General features: G+C 63.3%; 17 protein-coding genes. 9 read left to right on the top strand and 8 right to left on the bottom strand.

What is annotated here, in order from left to right:
• The 3 genes from OJJ21_RS22505 to folK all read right to left on the bottom strand — a co-directional run bounded on the left by OJJ21_RS22505 (position 1) and on the right by folK (position 3,338).
• Positions 1-2,166, bottom strand: coding sequence for a bifunctional (p)ppGpp synthetase/guanosine-3',5'-bis(diphosphate) 3'-pyrophosphohydrolase (locus OJJ21_RS22505; RefSeq protein ID WP_297690088.1), 2,166 nt, complete (start codon positions 2,164-2,166; stop codon positions 1-3).
• Between the two features lie 129 nt (positions 2,167-2,295).
• The gene (gene rpoZ / locus OJJ21_RS22500; RefSeq protein ID WP_297690086.1) at positions 2,296-2,697 is read right to left on the bottom strand and encodes a DNA-directed RNA polymerase subunit omega; all 402 of its coding nucleotides are present in this window, start codon (positions 2,695-2,697) and stop codon (positions 2,296-2,298) included.
• A 116-nt stretch (positions 2,698-2,813) separates the two neighbouring features.
• Positions 2,814-3,338: a 2-amino-4-hydroxy-6-hydroxymethyldihydropteridine diphosphokinase gene (gene folK, locus OJJ21_RS22495; RefSeq protein WP_297690266.1), complete on the bottom strand. Its 525-nt coding sequence runs from the start codon at positions 3,336-3,338 to the stop codon at positions 2,814-2,816.
• 92 nt (positions 3,339-3,430) lie between these two features.
• On the opposite strand from folK, the gene OJJ21_RS22490 reads away from it, so the two are divergent.
• Entirely contained in the window at positions 3,431-4,111 is a 681-nt protein-coding gene (locus tag OJJ21_RS22490) for an NYN domain-containing protein (protein WP_297690084.1), read from the top strand.
• An 18-nt stretch (positions 4,112-4,129) separates the two neighbouring features.
• Positions 4,130-4,777: a uracil-DNA glycosylase gene (locus tag OJJ21_RS22485; RefSeq protein ID WP_297690082.1), complete on the top strand. Its 648-nt coding sequence runs from the start codon at positions 4,130-4,132 to the stop codon at positions 4,775-4,777.
• Between the two features lie 35 nt (positions 4,778-4,812).
• Here OJJ21_RS22485 and OJJ21_RS22480 read toward each other — a convergent pair whose 3' ends face one another.
• The gene (locus OJJ21_RS22480; protein ID WP_297690080.1) at positions 4,813-6,402 is read right to left on the bottom strand and encodes an ABC transporter substrate-binding protein; all 1,590 of its coding nucleotides are present in this window, start codon (positions 6,400-6,402) and stop codon (positions 4,813-4,815) included.
• A 91-nt stretch (positions 6,403-6,493) separates the two neighbouring features.
• On the opposite strand from OJJ21_RS22480, the gene OJJ21_RS22475 reads away from it, so the two are divergent.
• Together OJJ21_RS22475 and OJJ21_RS22470 are read left to right on the top strand one after the other, a co-directional pair.
• Complete coding sequence (locus OJJ21_RS22475; protein WP_297690079.1) at positions 6,494-8,008, top strand: M81 family metallopeptidase; 1,515 nt, start codon at positions 6,494-6,496, stop codon at positions 8,006-8,008.
• 107 nt (positions 8,009-8,115) lie between these two features.
• Positions 8,116-8,997: a hypothetical protein gene (locus OJJ21_RS22470; protein ID WP_297690077.1), complete on the top strand. Its 882-nt coding sequence runs from the start codon at positions 8,116-8,118 to the stop codon at positions 8,995-8,997.
• Here the strand turns inward: OJJ21_RS22470 and OJJ21_RS22465 are convergent, their stop codons facing one another.
• Genes OJJ21_RS22465 through dapA form a run of 4 tightly spaced genes read right to left on the bottom strand, consistent with a single transcriptional unit; the run spans position 8,998 to position 12,153 of the window.
• On the bottom strand, positions 8,998-10,002 hold the full coding sequence (locus OJJ21_RS22465; RefSeq protein ID WP_297690076.1) for a zinc transporter ZntB: 1,005 nt from the start codon (positions 10,000-10,002) through the stop codon (positions 8,998-9,000).
• Between the two features lie 36 nt (positions 10,003-10,038).
• Positions 10,039-10,710, bottom strand: a complete 672-nt coding sequence (locus OJJ21_RS22460) for a sulfite oxidase-like oxidoreductase (protein ID WP_297690074.1) — start codon at positions 10,708-10,710, stop codon at positions 10,039-10,041.
• A 28-nt stretch (positions 10,711-10,738) separates the two neighbouring features.
• Positions 10,739-11,200, bottom strand: coding sequence for an SsrA-binding protein SmpB (smpB, locus tag OJJ21_RS22455; RefSeq protein WP_297690073.1), 462 nt, complete (start codon positions 11,198-11,200; stop codon positions 10,739-10,741).
• A gap of 5 nt (positions 11,201-11,205) precedes the next feature.
• Positions 11,206-12,153, bottom strand: coding sequence for a 4-hydroxy-tetrahydrodipicolinate synthase (dapA, locus tag OJJ21_RS22450; protein ID WP_297690071.1), 948 nt, complete (start codon positions 12,151-12,153; stop codon positions 11,206-11,208).
• 141 nt (positions 12,154-12,294) lie between these two features.
• Between dapA and OJJ21_RS22445 the strand changes: the two genes are divergently transcribed.
• From OJJ21_RS22445 to pcaF, 5 genes are all read left to right on the top strand, one after another.
• Entirely contained in the window at positions 12,295-14,460 is a 2,166-nt protein-coding gene (locus OJJ21_RS22445) for a lytic transglycosylase domain-containing protein (RefSeq protein WP_297690069.1), read from the top strand.
• Positions 14,461-14,464: 4 nt separating this feature from the next.
• Positions 14,465-15,151 (top strand): haloacid dehalogenase type II, encoded by a 687-nt coding sequence (locus OJJ21_RS22440; RefSeq protein ID WP_297690067.1) that lies wholly within the window; start codon positions 14,465-14,467, stop codon positions 15,149-15,151.
• Positions 15,148-16,011 carry an alpha/beta hydrolase gene (locus OJJ21_RS22435; protein ID WP_297690065.1) on the top strand — a complete coding sequence of 288 codons (864 nt, stop codon included), beginning with the start codon at positions 15,148-15,150 and terminating at the stop codon, positions 16,009-16,011. The genes OJJ21_RS22440 and OJJ21_RS22435 overlap by 4 nt, the downstream gene beginning before the upstream one ends.
• A gap of 90 nt (positions 16,012-16,101) precedes the next feature.
• Positions 16,102-17,109, top strand: a complete 1,008-nt coding sequence (locus OJJ21_RS22430) for a threonine/serine dehydratase (protein ID WP_297690063.1) — start codon at positions 16,102-16,104, stop codon at positions 17,107-17,109.
• A 50-nt stretch (positions 17,110-17,159) separates the two neighbouring features.
• Complete coding sequence (gene pcaF, locus OJJ21_RS22425) at positions 17,160-18,362, top strand: 3-oxoadipyl-CoA thiolase (RefSeq protein ID WP_297690061.1); 1,203 nt, start codon at positions 17,160-17,162, stop codon at positions 18,360-18,362.
• Positions 18,363-18,397 lie beyond the last annotated feature (35 nt).

Here is an 18,397-nt window from a genome sequence, read left to right as displayed (position 1 = left end):
TTAACTGCGGGCGCGTTCCACCGAACTGATGGCCGAGGTTGCCCGCAAGGCGGCGATGATGTTGGTCAGGTGCTTCAGGTCGCGTACCTCGATGTCGACGAACATCTCGAAGAAATCGGTGGTGCGGTTGGTGATCTTCAGGTTGGTGATATTTCCCTTGTGCTTGGCGATGATCGTGGTCACCGCACTGAGTGCGCCGGGTTCGTTGTTGATCAGCAGGTTGACGCGACCGACATGCCCGTGAGTCTTCTCGCCGTCCGAAGGCGGATCCCAGGCCAGATCGATCCAGCGCTCCGGCTGCTCGGCGAACTGCTCCAGCGTCTCGCAGTCGATGGTGTGAATGGTGACACCCTTGCCGGTGGTAACGATGCCGACGATGCGGTCGCCGGGCAGCGGATGGCAACAGCCGGCGAAATGCATCGCCATGCCGGGGATCAGGCCGCGGATCGGGATGCCGCCGGCCTTGCCGTGATCGGACTGGCGATGCGGTCGCGGCAGCGGCGGCGCCTTGTCGGCCTCATCGCCCTTCTGGCCGGGGAACACGATGTTCACCACCTGCCGCGCGGTGAAGTTGCCCTCGCCCACACCGACGAAAACATCATCGGCATTGCGCAGCTTCAGCACTTTCACGACAGGCTCCAGCACCTTGTCGTTGACGGCGGTGTCGTGCTCCTTGAATGCCTTGACCAGGATGGCCTTGCCCAGTTCGTGATACTGACCGCGCTGCTGCTGGCGGATGAAGCGGTTGATGCAGGATTTGGCACGGCCCGACTTGACGAAATTCAGCCAGGTCGGATTGGGTGCCGGGACCTTTGAACGAAGAATCTCGACCTGGTCACCGTTACGCAGCACGGTGCGCAGCGGCACGACACGGCCGTTCACCTTGGCGCCGACGGCGGTATCGCCGACATCGGAATGTACCGCATAGGCGAAATCAACCACCGTGGCATCGCGCGGCAGGGCGATCAGATCGCCCTTCGGCGAGAAGCAGAAAACCTGATCCTGGAACATATTGAGCTTGGTATGTTCAAGGAATTCTTCCGGATCGGAGGTCTGCTCGAGAATTTCCAGCAGTTCGCGCAGCCAGCGGTATTGCCGCGCCTCGGCTTCCGGCGCCGGCGCATGGCTGCCGCCATTCTGTTTGTACTGCCAGTGCGCGGCGACACCGAGATCGGCGATGGCATGCATTTCATTGGTGCGGATCTGGATTTCGATACGCTTGTTTTCCGGACCGATCACCGTGGTGTGCAGGCTGCGATAGCCGTTCTGTTTCGGCGTCGACAGATAATCCTTGAAACGGCCCGGCACCGACGGCCAGGTCTGATGCACCACGCCGAGCGCGTGATAGCAGGTGGCGACATCGGCCACGACAATGCGGAAGGCCATGATGTCGGAAAGCTGCTCGAAGGCGATATTCTTGCGCTGCATCTTCTCCCAGATGGAGAATGGCCGCTTCTCGCGCCCGGATACCCAGGCTTCGACACCGCTTTCCGCCAGGGTACGCTTGAGGCGGTCGACAATGCGATCGACCAGGCTGCCGCCTTCGGTACGCAACTGGTCCAGACGCGCGATGATCGAGGCGCGCGCATCGCCGTTCAGTTCGGCGAAGGCCAGGTCTTCCAGTTCCTCGCGCAAATCCTGCATGCCGATGCGGTCGGCAAGCGGGACGTAGATTTCCATCGTCTCCTTGGCGATGCGGCGGCGCTTGTCCGGGTCCTTGATGAAATGCAGCGTGCGCATGTTGTGCAGCCGGTCGGCCAGCTTGACCAGCAACACGCGGATGTCGGTCGACATCGCCAGCAGCAGCTTGCGGAAATTCTCCGCCTGGCGCGTGCGGTCGGACTGCAGTTCGATACGCGACAGCTTGGTGACGCCATCGACCAGGCGCAGCACATCGGCGCCGAAATTTTTCTGGATCTCTTCCGGCGTCGCCACCGTATCTTCCAGCGTGTCGTGCAACAGGCCGGTGGCGATGGCGGTGGCGTCGAGCTTCATGCCGGCAAGAATGCCGGCCACTTCGACAGGATGAGAGAAATACGGATCGCCCGAGGCACGCTTCTGCGCCCCATGTGCCTTCATCGAGAACACATAGGCGCGGTTCAGCAGGTCCTCGTCCGCAGTGGGATCGTAGGCGAGAACCTTCTCCAGCAGTTCAACTTGACGCATGACACGCGGGCGCATCGTCTTTGGTCCGTTCTCCGCCCTCCGGCAAACGGTTGTTCCTAAAGACTTATTTTGAGCTAAATTGCGCCCGGGACAAGCCCAGGGGGCGGAAAAACGTTAATTAGGCGCCGATTACTCTTCGGCCGGGGCTTCGGGCGCGGCTTCCGCTTCAGCTTCATCAGCGTCGTCGCCGTCGACTTCGTCAATCGACATGCCTTCGGCGAGGTCTTCGTTGTCCTGCGGGACACCGGCCCACTCGCCCGACTGCATCAGGGCGGCCATGTTGTCCTCTTCCGGCTCATCGACTTCCGGGCTGTCCTGCATGTCGCCGATCATGCGCTGACGCAGACCTTCGATATCCACCGTCTCATCGGCGATTTCGCGCAGGGCCACAACCGGATTCTTGTCGTTATCGCGATCCACAGTCAGCGGCGCACCGGTGCCGATGGCACGGGCACGCTGCGCAGCGATCAGAACCAGCTCGAAGCGGTTCGGGATCTTGGTGACGCAATCTTCTACGGTAACGCGGGCCATGGCTTACCCTCGGGCAAAACAGATGAAAAACGGCGGAAGCGCGTTATTAAGGGCGTTTCGGCGCGGTTGCAAGGCTCCATTCAAGCAGAAAAGCCGCGCCCGGGCCAAGAAATTCCTCATAACCTGTTGATTCTCAAGGGATGAGCCATGGGAATCAGGGTCGCCAGATCCGTGCCGGTGATCGGATGACGCCAATCCGGGGCGATTTCCTGCAGCGGCAGCAACACGAACAGGCGATCGGCCAGCCGCGGATGCGGCAGGCTGGGGCCGCCTGCCTCGCCGATTTCGCAGCGGCCGCGATAATCGATCAGGTCGAGATCCAGCACCCGCGCCTCCCAGCGATCCTGCCGCACCCGGCCACAGGCCGATTCGATGTCGTGCATTCGCGCGAGCAGCGCGGCCGGCAGCAGTGCCGTATCGACCTCGATCACGCCGTTGACGAAGTCCGGCTGACCGGAGGCGGGTTGCGGTCCGGATTGCCACCAGGAGGAGCGGCGCAGGATCGCAATATCCTCGCCAGCGAGCAGCGACAGTGTTGCTTCAAGCGTGGCGCGCGGCGCACCGTAATCGATGCTTGGCAGGTTGGCACCAAGCGCGATAAATATGCCCCCCGATTTTGTTACAACATTTCCACTTGCCATCGCGACCACAGAGTCTAAACACTGGCCTCATAAGAACTCACATACCGCGTAAGCGTGTTTCGAGCAAAAGTCATACAGAAAAGGAATAACTGATGAAGTTTTATCAGCAGGAGCGCGTGGCGCTTTTCATCGACGGTGCCAATCTCTACTCCGCCGCCCGCAGCCTCGGCTTCGAAATCGACTACCGCCGCCTGCTCGACTCTTTCCGCAAGGAATCGCATCTGGTGCGCGCCTTCTACTACACGGCGCTGGTCGAGGATCAGGAATACTCGCCGCTGCGCCCGCTGATCGACTGGCTCGACTATAACGGCTTCACCATGGTGACCAAGCCGGCCAAGGAATACACCGATGCCATGGGCCGCCGGAAGGTGAAGGGCAACATGGATATCGAGCTGGCCATCGACGTGATGGAGATGGCGCCGCATATCGACCATGTGGTGCTGTTCTCGGGCGACGGCGATTTCCGCCGACTGGTCGAGGCCGTACAGCGCAAGGGCGTGCGCGTCAGCGTAGTCAGCTCCACCCGTACCCAGCCGCCGATGGTGGCCGACGAACTGCGCCGCCAGGCCGATACCTTCATCGAGCTGCAGGACCTGATGCCGAAGATCATGCGCGACCAGGCCGCCCGCGATCAGTCACGCACGGCCGGCGTGCATGCGACGCTGCGCAGCGGCGGGAATGAACGCAGCAATGTGGCGCATTCCAGCCCGGCCCAGGCGATGGACGATTTCGATGAAATCGACACGGCCGATCCACGCAAGCACCTGCGCTGATCCGGCCGCCCCTGCCCCATGACTGCCGTCATTCCCGCGCTGCCGGGCCACGATTGCCCGCTCTGTCCGCGCCTGGTCGAATACCGCATGGCCAATCGCGCCACTTTCCCCGATTTCTTCAACGGCCCGGTGCCGCCCTGGGGAGAGGCGCAGCCGCAACTGCTGATCGTCGGTCTCGCGCCTGGCGTGAAGGGCGCCAACCGCACCGGACGGCCGTTCACCGGCGACTATGCCGGTGACCTGCTCTACAGCACGCTGATCAAATACGGTTTCGCCAAGGGCGAATTCAAAGCCGATCCGAATGACGGCCTGCAACTGGTGCGCTGCCGCATCACCAATGCGGTGAAATGCGTGCCGCCGGAAAACAAGCCGACGCCGGCCGAGACCAAGACCTGTATGAAGAGTTTCCTGGCCGGCGAGATTGCCGCCATGGACGGGCTGAAGGCCATCCTGGTGCTGGGCCAGATCGCCCATGTCGCGGTGCTGGATGTGCTGAAAATCAAGCGTGCGGCAGCGCCCTTCGGTCATGGCGCAGAGCATCGCCTGCCGAGCGGCGCGACGCTGTTTTCCAGCTATCACTGCTCGCGCTACAACACCAATACCGGCCGCCTCACCACCCCGATGTTCCACGCGGTGTTCGACAAGATCGCCCGCGTGACGCACTAGGCGGGTGGCCGGCCGACGACCGGCCACCGCGCTGTTCAGGCCTTCGGCCTCATCATCAGCGCGTTGAACCGCCGCTCCGGCCGGGGCGTGACGACCACCTCGGCCTTGCTGGCCATTTCCGCGTTGGGATGGAAGACCGGGATGATGGCCTGCTCCTCCATCGTGATCTCGATGGCGGCCTGCACCAGCGGCTTGCGCTTGACCGGGTCCATTTCCGCCTGTGCCTTCTCGATCGCCGCATCGATGTCGGTATGCGAGAACTTCGTACGGTTGGCGGTGCCGTAGATACCGCCCGGTGTATGTACCAGCGCACGCGGGCCGATCGAGGCTTCGTCGGTGCCGTACTGTGCCATGAAGGCCGAGTATTCCTGCTTGGTCGCCTGGCTGAAGAAGACGGTGCCGGGCATCGCCTCGACATTCACCTGCAGGCCGAGACGGGTCCAGAACTGTCCCACCGCCTGGGCGATATCCTTGTCTTTCGGATAACGGTCGCCGGTGGCATGCAGCGTGATCTTGAAGCCGTTGGCATAACCGGCTTCCTTCAGCAGCGCCTTGGCCTTTTCAAGGTCGTAAGGATCAACCTTCAGCTTCGTGCTGGTGCCATCGAACCGCGACGGCAGGAACTGCGAGGCCGGCGTGGCGGAGCCATCCAGGATGCGGTCGACGATCAGTTTGCGGTTAATGGCGAGCGACAGCGCCTTGCGTACCCGCTTGTCCTTCAGCGGATTGCCCAGCAGGGCCGGCTGACCGTCCTTGGCCGAAATGAAGGGACTGACGTCGCGCGCGGCATCCATGGCGATATACTGCACGGTGGCCGAAGCGCCGCTGGTGACGGCGAAGCGCTTGTCCTGCTTGATGCGCGGAATGTCGATGGTCGGCACCTCGTCGATGGCATCAACATCGCCAGACAGCAGCGCGGCAATGCGCCCGGCATCGCCCTTGATGACGCGCTCGGTTACTTTGGCCCAGGGCTGCTTGCCGTCCCAGTAGGCATCGTTGCGATTCAGAACCAGCACCTGGCCGTTGGTCCATTCCGCCACCTTGTAGGGGCCGGTGCCGATGGCCGCGCCGCTGGCGCCGGCATTGAAATCGGCCGTGCTGGCGGCAACATGCTTCCTGGAAATGATGAAGACGCGCGCCAGATCCGATGGCAGGGTCGGCGCAGGCGTTGCCGTCTTGAAGCGAATCTTGTGATCGCCCAGTTTCTCGGTAACGGAAATCGACCGTGTGAACTGGGTGAAGGGATTCGGGCTGTTCGGCACCTTCGGCACGCGCTCCAGCGTGGCGATCACGTCATCGGCGGTGAAAGCCGAGCCATCATGGAATTTGACGTTCTGACGCAGATCGAATTCCCAGGTCAGCGGATCGATGTTGCGCCAGGCCGTGGCAAGAGCCGGAATAATGCGCAGTCCGCTGTCGACACCCAGCAGGGCATCGAAGATCAGCGAATGCGACGACGCCTGCGGGAAGCCGTTGAAGAAATGCGGATCAAGCGTATTGAGTTCGAGCTTGGTGCCGATCACCAGCGACGGCGCCCCCTGCGCCATGCTGCGAGAGCCGATACCGGCGGCAGCCAGCGTGGCAAGCGTTCCACCCATGAACAGGCGGCGGGAAACTGGGAGCATGCCGTTTTATCCTTCTGGTTTTTGACGTCGTGTCGGACTTATAACAAACGCCTTCGCTTATAGTGTCAATCAGACAGGGTGACATAGAACCATGCCGCGCAGGTATCGCATAGCCATTGGTGGCTTCATGCTGGAAAGCAACGGCCATGCGCCGGTTTCGACACGCGAGGAGTTCGAGGCCAGCGTGTTGCTGGAGGGCGATGCCCTGCTGGCCGATCTCGCCAGCGCCAATCCGCGCAGCCCGACCACGCTGACCGGATTCACCGCCGAAATGGATCGGCTGGCCGACTGGGAACGGGTGCCGCTGGTGATGGCTGCCGTCGGCGCCTCGGGGCCGGTAGACCAGGCTTTCTTCGAAGAGGTGGTCGAGCGCATGCGGCAGCTGCTGCGCGCCGCCGGCCCGGTGGATGCCGTCTTCCTGTCACAGCATGGTGCCGCCACAGCAACCGTGGATATCGATCCCGATGGCACAGTGTTCCGCGCCGTGCGGGAGGTTGTCGGCCCGGATGTGCCGGTGGTGGCCACGCTCGACCTGCACGCCAATGTCAGCCAGGCCATGGTCGATCTGGCCGATATCCTGATCGCCTATCGTGAGAATCCCCATACCGACATGCCCGAACGCGGTGCCGATTGCGCGCGGCATCTGAAGGCGATGCTCGGCGGCATGAAGCCGCAGACTGCCTTCGTAAAGCTGCCCTTCATTCCGCCTTCGACCAGCCAGAACACCAAATCGGGTCCCTATGCCGATCTGATCGCCTACGGCCAGAAGCAGGTCGGTAATGGTGTGCTCGATGTCTCGATATCCTCGGGCTTTTCGCTCGGCGATACGCCAAAGAACGGCATGTCGGTGATCGTCACCGCGACGGACAAGGCGCAGGCCGAAACGGTGGCGCGCAATGTCGCTGCCCATGCCTGGAGCCAGCGCCAGCGGTTCATCACCAACCTGACCAGCCTGGAACGCTGCACAGAGATGGCACTGGCCTGCGGCCGCGATCCGTCCAAACCCGCCCTGCTCTTCGCCGATGTGGCCGACAATCCAGGCGGCGGCGGACGTGGCAATACCAGCTATATCCTTGCCGCGTTCCACAAGGCCGGCGTCAGCGGCTGCGCCATCGGGCCGGTCTACGATCCGGCCCTGGCGGCCGAGGCGCAACGGCTCGGTGTCGGCGCCGGTTTCATGGCCCGCTTCAATCGCGATGAAACCACCACTTTCTCCGAATCCTTCACGGCCCCGGGCAAGGTGGTGGCGCTGAGCGACGGGCTGTTCGTCGGCCGGCGCGGGATGGCAGCCGGGCGCACGCTGAATATGGGGCCGGCCGCGGTCGTGCAGGTTGGCGACATTCAGGTGGTGGTCACCACCAACCGGCACCAGGCACTGGACCCGATGTTCTTCGAAACCTTCGGTATCGACATCGCCAGCCTGCGCAGCCTGGTGGTGAAATCGCGCGGCCACTTCCGCGCTGGCTTCGATATCTTCTTCCCCGATGACCGCATCATCGAAGTCGATGTGCCCGGCCTGACCACGCCGGTGCTGCAGAACGTGCCCTGGCGCCAGGTGCCGCGACCGATCTATCCGCTCGATCCGGAGATGACCTGGGCGCCATGAGGCGCCCACTCATTGGAACATATTGGCAACAATATAAAGAGGTGCTAAAATAGAGCCCATACAGGAAATCAATATCTTACGGAATAATAATGGAACATATAACGAATATGGCCATACCGGCCGCCGAAACCGTCTTCAGCCACCTCAGCCGGAAATTCGATCTGGATGCGGCGATCCAACCGTTTATGGCCCGCCGCTCCCTGCTGCAGCGCTACGACCTCGCCTTCGACCTGCCGGCGCTGGAGCAGGCCTGCCGGGCGGTCATCGCCGAATATCGCCTGCGCGGCTTCCGCAACACCGCCGATGACGTGGCCGAACCCACCTATGGCTCACTGTCGCTGACCTATAACCCGGATGTTCCCGGCGATCCGCATGGCGCCACGCTGGGATCGGCGCATCTGCGCAACGGGCAATATTTCTATGCCACCGACCAGAGCCGGGCACAAATGCCGAAACTGAAAGGCGACTATTACGACAGTTACGGCTTCCGTATGCTGACGCCGGCAGCCCGGCACGGTGCGCTGGGGCAGCTGATGCAGAGCTTCACCCTGCCGGTGATCCGCTCGCGGCTGAGCGTAATCCCCGGCAACAATGCCGAGGCGCTGAAAGACAGCTACGGCTGGCACCGCGACGAAAGCGTCTTCCACAACCTGCGCATCAACATTCCGGTCTGGACCGCGCCGGAATATCTGCTGGAGATCGAAACGGAATTGATGGAGCCCCAGGCTGGTTCGGCGACCATCCAGCGCCATCACCTGCGACATGGTTTCGCCTGGTCCTGGGACACCAACATGCCGCACCGGGTGTTTGCCGGCGGACTGACGTCGCAGTCACGCTGCCATCTTGTTGTCGGGTTGGCGCCGTGGTTCGACTACGACCCGCAGGCCGATGCCTGGACGCCGAATACGTATTTCGGGCAGGTGCATCCGCATGACCTGATCGCCGAAGGCCTGGCGCATCCGCTTATCCGTGCCGGCAGCAAGCGCTGATCAGAACCACTTCATCTTGCGCAGCAGCCAGACTTCCAGAACGATCAGCGTCACGGTGGTGGCGCAAATGGCACCGAAGGCCCATGGCTCATCGGCAAAGGGAATACCGGCGACATTCACGCCGAGCAAACCGGCCAGCAGGCTGGGCGGCAGCAGGATCGCGGTCAGCGCGGTCAGGCGGTTGGTGGTCTGCGCGATCTCCTCGCTCATCAAGGCGGTGAGGTCTTCATGCAGAATGGTGAGCCGGTCGCGCAGCGCATCCAGCGTTTCCACGCTGCGCAGCACCTTGTCGGTCAGTTCACGCAGACGCTGGCGGTCGCGCGGCATGATCCAGCCGACATTGGCGCCCTGCAGCCGGAACATCGCCTCGCGCTGCGGTGCCATGTAGCGGCGCAGAGAAATCACGCGCCGCCGCATATCGCTCAATTCACTGCGGGCTTCGCGTGCATCGCATTCCTCGATCTGATGATCGAAGGCATCCACTTCATCCTCGAGCTGTTCGAGGATCGGTTCGATATATTTAAAGATGCGACGTGCGATCTTGGTCAGCAGATGGCCGACATGCAGCGGCCCCTGCCCCTCGCGCAGTTCCTCGCGGATATCGCGCAACGCATGCAGGTAATGGTCCTTGTCGCGCAGCGAGATCATGCGCGTCTCGTCGGCCCAGAGATGGATCGGCACGAGATCAAGCGTATTCTCATGCGGGTCGCGATTGACACCGCGCAGCACGCCGATCAGGCCGCTCGTCATTTCCTGGATACGCGGTCGCGATTCATCGGCCAGCAAGGCGTCGCAGACCACGGGATCGAGGCCGCTCTCCTCGCGCAGCCATTTCGCGGCTGTCGGATCGTCGCGTTCGAGATGCACCCAGATCACGCCCTGGGCCGGCCGCCAGTGCCGGACTTCGTCCCAGCCGACCTCGCGCGCGCCGCCGGCGCCATCGAGAATGATGGCAAACCGCAGGCCCGGCTGCTGGCCGTAAATCAATCCGCGCTGCTGGTCCATGCGCCCCCCGACTGCACGCCCGTCCACTGAGCAGGCTCAGCCGTAACGGTCTTCCTTCCACGGATCGCCGGTATTGTGATAGCCGCGTACTTCCCAGTAGCCCGGCGCGTCGCGATCCAGAAACGCGATATGCTTAACCCACTTCGCCGATTTCCAGAAATAGAATTGCGGCATCACGATGCGCACCGGGCCGCCATGCTCGCGGGTCAGCGGCGCGCCCTCCCACGAATGCGCCAGCAACACATCGGACGCGGCAAACATCTCCATCGTCACATTGGTGGCGTAGCCGTCATAGGACTGAAACACGACATGCTTCGCCTCCGGCCGGGGCTTCACCAGTTTGAGGAAATCGCGCGCCAGCACACCGGACCAGCGATTGTCGTAACGCGACCAGGCGGTGACGCAATGGATGTCGGAGACGCTGTCGCTCTGCGGCAGATCTAGAAAGTCGTTCCAGTCCAGCTTGACCGGCTTCTCGACCAGGCCGCCGGCGGTGAGCTGCCAGCGGTCGAGCAAAATATTCGGCTGCACGCCAAGATCGAGCACCGGCCAGTCGCGGGTCAGTCGCTGGCCCGGCGGCAGACGGCGTTTGTCGGACGAGGAAGTCTCGCCGGTCAGCAGGCGGCCGTCCTTGGCCCATTGTTGCTTGGAAGCGATCAGCTTGTCCTTGATCTGGCCGAGCAACCCGGGTTTGTACTCGTCGCTCATCGCCTCGCCTCCGTCTGGATCTTGCCAGCTAGTCCTTGGTCTTCAGCAGCCGATGCTGTTCGCGTTTCCAGTCGCGTTCCTTCTCGGTTTCGCGCTTGTCATGCAGCTTCTTGCCGCGTGCCAGCGCGACCTTCACCTTGGCCCGGCCGCGCTCGTTGAAATATATGGTGAGCGGCACCAAAGTCACGCCGCCGCGCTTCAGCGCGCCGATCATCCTGTCGATCTCGCGGTGCTTGAGCAGCAGCTTGCGCTGACGCCGCGGCTCGTGATTGAAGCGGTTGGCGCCGTGATATTCCGGGATATGCGAGTTGATCAGCCAGATTTCGCCGCCCTGCTCCGCCGCATAGGCATCCTGGATGCTGGCGCGGCCATCGCGCAGGCTCTTCACCTCCGAGCCGACCAGCGCGACGCCGGCATCGAAGGTTTCGTCCAGATGATAGTCATAGCGCGCCCGGCGGTTTTCGGCCACCGTGCGCGGTTGCTGAGCCATGAAAACTACTTCTTCTTTTTCTTGCCGCCCTTAGCCTTGGCGGCGGACTTGCCGCCCTTGGCCCCAGACTTCTTGCCGGGGCCGGTCAGGCCGAGCTGCTTCACCAGCGCCTTGACGCGATCGGTGGTCGCCTTGCTCGGCGGCACCATCGGCAGACGCAGTTCAGCCGTGCAGATGCCCAGCATCTCGGCCGCGAACTTCACCGGGCCGGGGCTGGTCTCGGCGAACAGCGATTTATGCAGCGGCATCAGCTTTTCCTGGATCGCCAGCGCCTTGGCATGATCGCCGGCGAGGCTGGCTTCCTGCATCTGCGACACCAGCTTCGGTGCGATATTGCCGGTCACCGAAATGCAGCCGGTGCCACCATGCGCGTTGAAGGCCAGCGCAGTGGTGTCGTCGCCATCCAGCTGGCAGAACTTCACGCCCGAGGCGATGCGCTGCAGCAGCGGACGCTCCAGATTGCCGGTGGCATCCTTCACGCCCTTGATGCGCGGCAGCTTGGACAGCGCCGCCATGGTCTCGACCGACATGTCGATCACGCAGCGCGGCGGGATGTTGTAGATGAAGATCGGAATCTTGGTCGCGTCGTGGATCGCCTTGTAATGGGCATACAGGCCGGCCTGGGTCGGCTTGTTGTAATAGGGCGTCACGATCAGGGCCGCATCGGCGCCGGCTTCCTGGGCATGCAGGGTCAGCTCGATCGCCTCGTCGGTCGAGTTCGAGCCGGTGCCGGCCATCACCGGAACGCGGCCGTGGGCGGCCTCGATGCAGATTTCGACCACGCGCTTGTGTTCGTCATGGCTGAGCGTCGGGGATTCGCCGGTGGTGCCGACCGGCACCAGGCCATGGGTTCCCTGGGCAATCTGCCATTCGACGAAATCGCCGAACGCTTTCTCGTCCACCTTCCCCTTCCTGAAAGGGGTGATCAGTGCGACGAACGAGCCCTTGAACATGGTAGTTCCTTTACCTTTGCGCGTTACCAGATGGATGTGCCGCGACCTTACTCGCGCCGGCAGCCCCCATCAAGGGCAAGCCGCGCTTTTGCCCGGGCCGGCAGGCTGCTATCATCTATCTGGAATTGCGAAAGATTCGCCGTGCCTCAGGATTGTATCGATTGTCCCTCTGACGTCTGGCGCCGGGGCCTGAAACTGGTTCTGGCGACCGGACTCGCGCTCGGCTGGAGTTTCACCGCCGCGGCCCGGCAGCCCACCCCCGAAACCAAGCCCACACCCGAGCTGGCTTCCACCACCTCCGCCGCTCCGCTGCCTTCAGCCAAACCGCGGCGCGGCACGCCCCCGGCCAGACCCGAGCAGACCAAGCTGCCGGCCCAGCATGAAATCCTCAGCGCCAGCGACCGCGAGATCGGCCGCAAGGCCCTGCAGGAAGCTGCCGCACTCCGGTTCGATGCCGCCCGGCGGATCGCCGCCACGGCGCGCGAGCCGATGATCGCCCAGTTGACCCGCTGGCTCTGGCTGCAGAGCGCCAATAGCGGTGCCGGGTTCGAGGAGATCACCAGCTTCATCGAGACCAAGCCTGACTGGCCGGCGCGCGAAGCTTTGCTGCGGCGCGCCGAGGAAGCCATGGACGGCTCGACCGGCGATGGCCGCATTATCGCATGGTTCGATGCCCACCCGCCGGAAACCGGCCTTGGCCTGCTCCGGCTGGGCGAAAGCCTGTTGCGGCTCGGCCGTGAGAAGGAAGCTTTCCCGGTGATGCGCCGCGCCTGGGTCGATGGTAATCTCGCCCTGCGCGACGAGAAGACGCTCTGGGCCGAATTCGGCGACCGCTTCAGCGCAGCCGATAATGCGGCCCGCACCGATCGTCTGTTATGGGATGGCAATATCGAGGCGGCGCGCCGCATGCTGCCGCGCCTGAACGCCGAGGCCCGCCAACTGGCCGAGGCCCGTATCGCACTCGCCAACAATGTCTCCGGTGCCGAAAAACTGGTGGCGGCCCTGCCGGCGCATCTGCGCGATGATGGCGGCCTGAATTATGACCGTCTGCGCTGGCAGCGCAAACGCGGCATGGACGATGTGGTCGAGGCCCTGCTTTACAACGCCCCCGAGGATCTCGGCCGCGCCGAGAAATGGTGGGTCGAGCGGCATTTCCGCGCCCGCAAGGCGATGGCCGAAGGCCGCATTTCGGAAGCCTATCGTCTGGCGGCCGGCCATGGCGTGAAGGGCGGTGCGGCGATGGCCGAAGCCGAATGGCTGGCTGGCTGGATCGCGCTGCGTCTTTTGCAGGAGCCGAAGACCGCGCTCAAGCATTTCGTCGCCCTGCAGGATGCCGTGCGCTATCCGGTGAGTCTGTCGCGCGCTGCCTACTGGCTTGGCCGCACATATACCGCACTGGGTGATGCCGAGCAGGCGCGGCACTGGTACAGCCAGGCCGCCCAGCATGGCACCACCTTCTACGGCCAGCTCGGGGTCCATGAACTGGATGCGAAAACCCCTCTGGACCTGCCCGACCCAATCCGGCCGACCGCCGAGCAGACCCGGCATTTCCAGCGCCGCGAAGTGGTGCGCGCCGCGCAGATTCTGGTCGAACTGGATATGGAAGAACGGCTGCGCCCCTTCATCATCCGCCTGGTCAACACCGCCAATACGCCGGAAGACCACAAGCTGGTGGCGCAACTGGCGCGCAACCTGCGCCGCGTCGATCTCGCCGTCGCCTCCAGCAAGCGTTCGGCACGGCAGGGCGTGATTCTGGTGAACGAAGCTTATCCGCTGGTCGAGCCGATGCTGCGTGTCGACAATCCGGAAACAGCCCTGGTGCTGGCCCTGTCGCGGCAGGAAAGCGAATTCAACCAGACTGCCGTATCGCCTGCCGGTGCACGCGGCCTGATGCAGCTGATGCCGGCCACAGCCAAAGGCGTGGCAAAGGATCTCAAGCTTGGCTTCGACCAGGGACAGCTGACGCAGAATGCAGGCTACAACGTGCAGCTTGGCGCGCATTACCTCAAAAGCCTGCTGCAGAACTGGGACAACAACTACGTGCTGGCGCTGGTCGGCTACAATGCCGGCGAAGCGAGGGTGCGCCGCTGGATTCGCGATTGGGGCGATCCGCGCCAGCCCAATGTGGACGTGATCGACTGGATCGAACTGATACCTTTCTCGGAAACGCGCAATTATGTGCAGCGCGTGCTGGAAGGCGTGCAGGTTTATCGCAGCCTTCTGCACAGCCAGCCCGGCGCCATCGACCGCATCTATATCGATATGCGCGGCCTGCCGAGGCAGGCCTGCAGCACCTCGCCCTGCTGATCCAATGGCAGGGACAGCGGGTATCAAGGCCTGTCTTTTCGATGCCTATGGCACATTGTTCGATGTCAGCGCAGCAGCGCGTGCCCTGTCCGACGAGCTGGGTCCGCATTGGCAGCCGCTCGCCGATACCTGGCGCGCCAAGCAGCTGAACTATTCCTGGCTGCGCAGCCTGATGGGGGCCCATGCCGATTTCTGGCAGGTCACGGCCGATGCGCTGGATTACGCACTCGACGAACGCGGCATCCGCAATCCCGGACTCCGCCAGCGGCTGCTCGATCTCTACTTCAATCTGGCCTGCTTCCCTGAAGTGCCGGCCATGCTGCGCCAGCTGAAATCCGCCGGCCTGGTGACCGGCATCCTGTCGAATGGCTCCCCGGAAATGCTGGAAGCCGCCTGCCGCTCATCGGGCATCGCCGATCTGATCGATCACCTGATTTCGGTCGAAGAGGTCGGCATCTACAAACCCGATCCGCGCATCTATCGCCTGGCCATGGAGCGGCTGGTGCTGCCGGCTGCGGCGATTGCCTTTCACAGCAGCAACGGCTGGGACATCCATGCCGGCAAGCGAGCCGGATTTTTCGCCATCTGGATCAATCGCAGCGACCAGCCGCCGGAACGCCTGCCTAACCCGCCCGATGTCGTGGTGCGCAGCCTGGGCGAGGTGCCGGTGATCCTCGGCGCAGTGCCATGACAACCGGATTCAGCGAGCGCTATTTTCACGCCCAGGATGACCTGCGGCTGTATTACCGGGTTTATGGCGACCGTCATGCCGCTCGCACGCCCCTGCTCTGCCTGACCGGCCTGACCCGCAACTCGAACGATTTCCATGAATTCGCGTCCCGTCATGCGGCGACGCGCCGGGTCATCTGCCTGGATTATCGCGGCCGCGGCCGTTCGGCCTATGATCCAGATCCGATGCATTACAATCCATCGGTCTATCTTGACGATATCCAGCATCTGCTTGCCGTGACGCATATCCGGCGGGTGATCGCGCTGGGCACATCGCTGGGCGGCATCATGACCATGGCACTGGCCGCAGCTGCCCCCACATTGCTGGTTGGCGCGATCCTGAACGATATCGGTCCCGACGTGAAGGAAGACGGCCGCCAGCGCATCGCCGGCTATGTCGGCCAGCCCGTGCAACTTCCCACCTGGGAGGCCGCCACGGACTATATGCGCAAGGGCTATGCCGGCGCCTATCCGAAACTGGATGCGGCCGGCTGGCAGCGTATTGCACGCGGCACCTTTACCGCGGACAAGGCCCGTGACGGCGTGACCCTGGACTATGACCTGCGGATCGCCGCCGCGCTGCGGGAACAGGCCAGACGGCCGTTGCCCGATCTCTGGCCGATGTTCCGCAGCCTGCGCTCCCTGCCGCTGCTGGCCCTGCGCGGTGCGCTGTCCGATATCCTGACTGCCGATACTTTCATCCGCATGAAACGCGAGCATGCCGGCATGATTGCCGTTACCGTGCCCGATGTCGGTCATGTACCCATGCTGGACGAGCCGGCCGCCGAAACGGCCATAGACGCCTTCCTCGCAGACCTGTAACCCTGCAGCCTGCATGCTATAATCCGGCCCTTCGCTGCCGGGTTATCGGGGCCCGGCTGCATCCGTTGATTCAGCCATAGAGAGCCACCGATGAACGCGCCTGCCAAACTGCCTGTCCTGCCCACCGTCAGCGACGTTGAAGATGCCGCCCGCCAGTTGCGCGGCATCGCCGTTCGCACACCGTTGCTGGAAAGCCAGTATCTGAATGAGCGATTGGGCGGGCGGCTGCTGATCAAGGCCGAGCCGCTGCAGGTCAGCGGTTCTTTCAAGTTCCGCGGCGCCTATAACCGGATCAGCCGCCTGACCGCCGATGAGCGCAAGCGCGGTATCGTCGCCTTCTCGTCCGGCAATCATGCCCAGGCCTGCGCCTGGGCCGCGAAACTCTGCGGCACACCTGCGGTGATCGTGATGCCGAGCGATGCACCGAAGATCAAAATCAACAACACGCGCGCTTATGGCGCCGAGGTCGTGCTGTATGATCGCCATAACGAAGATCGCGAAGCTATCGGCCGCCGCTATTCCGACGAACGCGGCATGACCCTGGTGCCGCCTTTCAACGACCCTTACATCATCTGCGGCCAGGGCACCATCGGTCTTGAAATCGCCGCGCAATGCGCCGAGCGCGATATCAAACCGGATGCGGTGCTGGCCCCCGCCTCGGGCGGCGGCCTGATTTCGGGTATCGCTCTGGCGGTCAAGGATCGCCTGCCGGGCATCGCCGTCTACTGTGCCGAGCCAGATCAGTTCGACGACATCGATCTGTCGCTCAAGGCTGGCAAGATCGTCAGTCATGCCGGCAAGGGTAATACTTTCTGTGATGCACTGATGGCACCGCATCCTGGCGACATCACCTTCGGCGTGATGAGCACCAACCTCACTGGCGCTGTTTCGGCCACCGATGCCGAAGTCGAGACCGCGATGGCCACTGCGTTCAACTACTTCAAGCTGGTGGTCGAGCCTGGTGGCGCGGCCGCACTGGCTGCGGTTCTGAATGGCAAGGTGTCGTGCGTTAACCGCACGGTGGTCGCCGTCTGCTCCGGCGGAAATGTTGACTCCGCGCTCTACTCCGCCATCATCGCCCGCACGCCGCCGGTCTGAAACCTGGCGGCGTTTGTTCCACTCGGCCGAGAGACCTTAGGGAGAGACATATGACCGAGGCATTCATCTGTGACGCCATCCGTACGCCTGTCGGCCGCTATGGCGGCGCGCTGTCCGGCGTGCGCGCCGACGATCTGGGCGCGGTGCCGATCAAGGCGCTGATGCAGCGCAATCCGGCCGTCGACTGGCAGGCCATCGACGATGTGATCTTCGGCTGCGCCAACCAGGCGGGTGAAGACAACCGTAACGTTGCCCGCATGGCGCTGCTGCTGGCCGGCCTGCCAGATAAGGTGCCGGGCGCGACAGTAAACCGTCTGTGCGGCTCGGGCCTGGAAGCGACCGGTGCTGGCGCACGCGGCATCAAAACCGGCGAGTTCGACCTGGTGATCACCGGCGGCGTCGAAAGTATGAGCCGCGCGCCCTTCGTGATGGCCAAGGCGGAAAGCGCTTTTTCGCGGACCGCCGAAATCCACGACACCACGATCGGCTGGCGCTTCGTCAACAAACTGATGAAGCAGAAATTTGGCGTCGATTCGATGCCGGAAACGGCCGAGAACGTGGCCGAGCAGTATCAGATCAATCGCGCTGACCAGGACGCCTTTGCGCTCCGCAGCCAGCAGCGCGCCCTGAACGCGATCAAACTCGGCCTGTTCGAAGCCGAGATCACCCCGGTCACCATCCCGAGCCGCAAGGGCGACCCGGTGGTGGTGGATCGCGACGAACATCCGCGCGATACCTCGCTGGAGGCACTGGCCAAACTGCCGACGCCGTTCCGCCAGGGCGGCACCGTCACGGCGGGTAACGCCTCCGGCGTCAACGATGGCGCCGCAGCACTGATCCTCGCTTCCGAGGCGGCTGCGAAGAAGCATGGCCTGACCCCGCGCGGACGCATCATTGCCACCGCTGCGGCCGGCGTACCGCCGCGCATCATGGGGATCGGCCCGGTGCCGGCGACCGAGAAGGCGCTGGCCAAGGCCGGTCTGTCGATCCGCGACATGGATGTGATCGAGCTGAACGAAGCCTTTGCCGCCCAGGCGCTGGCGGTCCTGCGCCAGCTCAACGTGCCGGACGATGCGACCTATGTGAACCCGAATGGCGGCGCCATCGCCATCGGCCATCCGCTTGGCATGAGCGGCGCCCGTCTGGTCACCACGGCGCTGAACCATCTGGAGCGTACTGGCGGCCGCTATGGCCTCTGCACCATGTGCATCGGCGTCGGCCAGGGCATCGCCATGGTAATCGAACGCGTCTGACCGGCAGTATCCGGAATCGAAAGGGCCGCCCCGGG

The sequence above is a fragment of the Ferrovibrio sp. genome (assembly GCF_025869515.1).
Lineage (GTDB): Bacteria > Pseudomonadota > Alphaproteobacteria > Ferrovibrionales > Ferrovibrionaceae > Ferrovibrio.
This window is presented reverse-complemented; position numbering and strand designations above follow the sequence as displayed.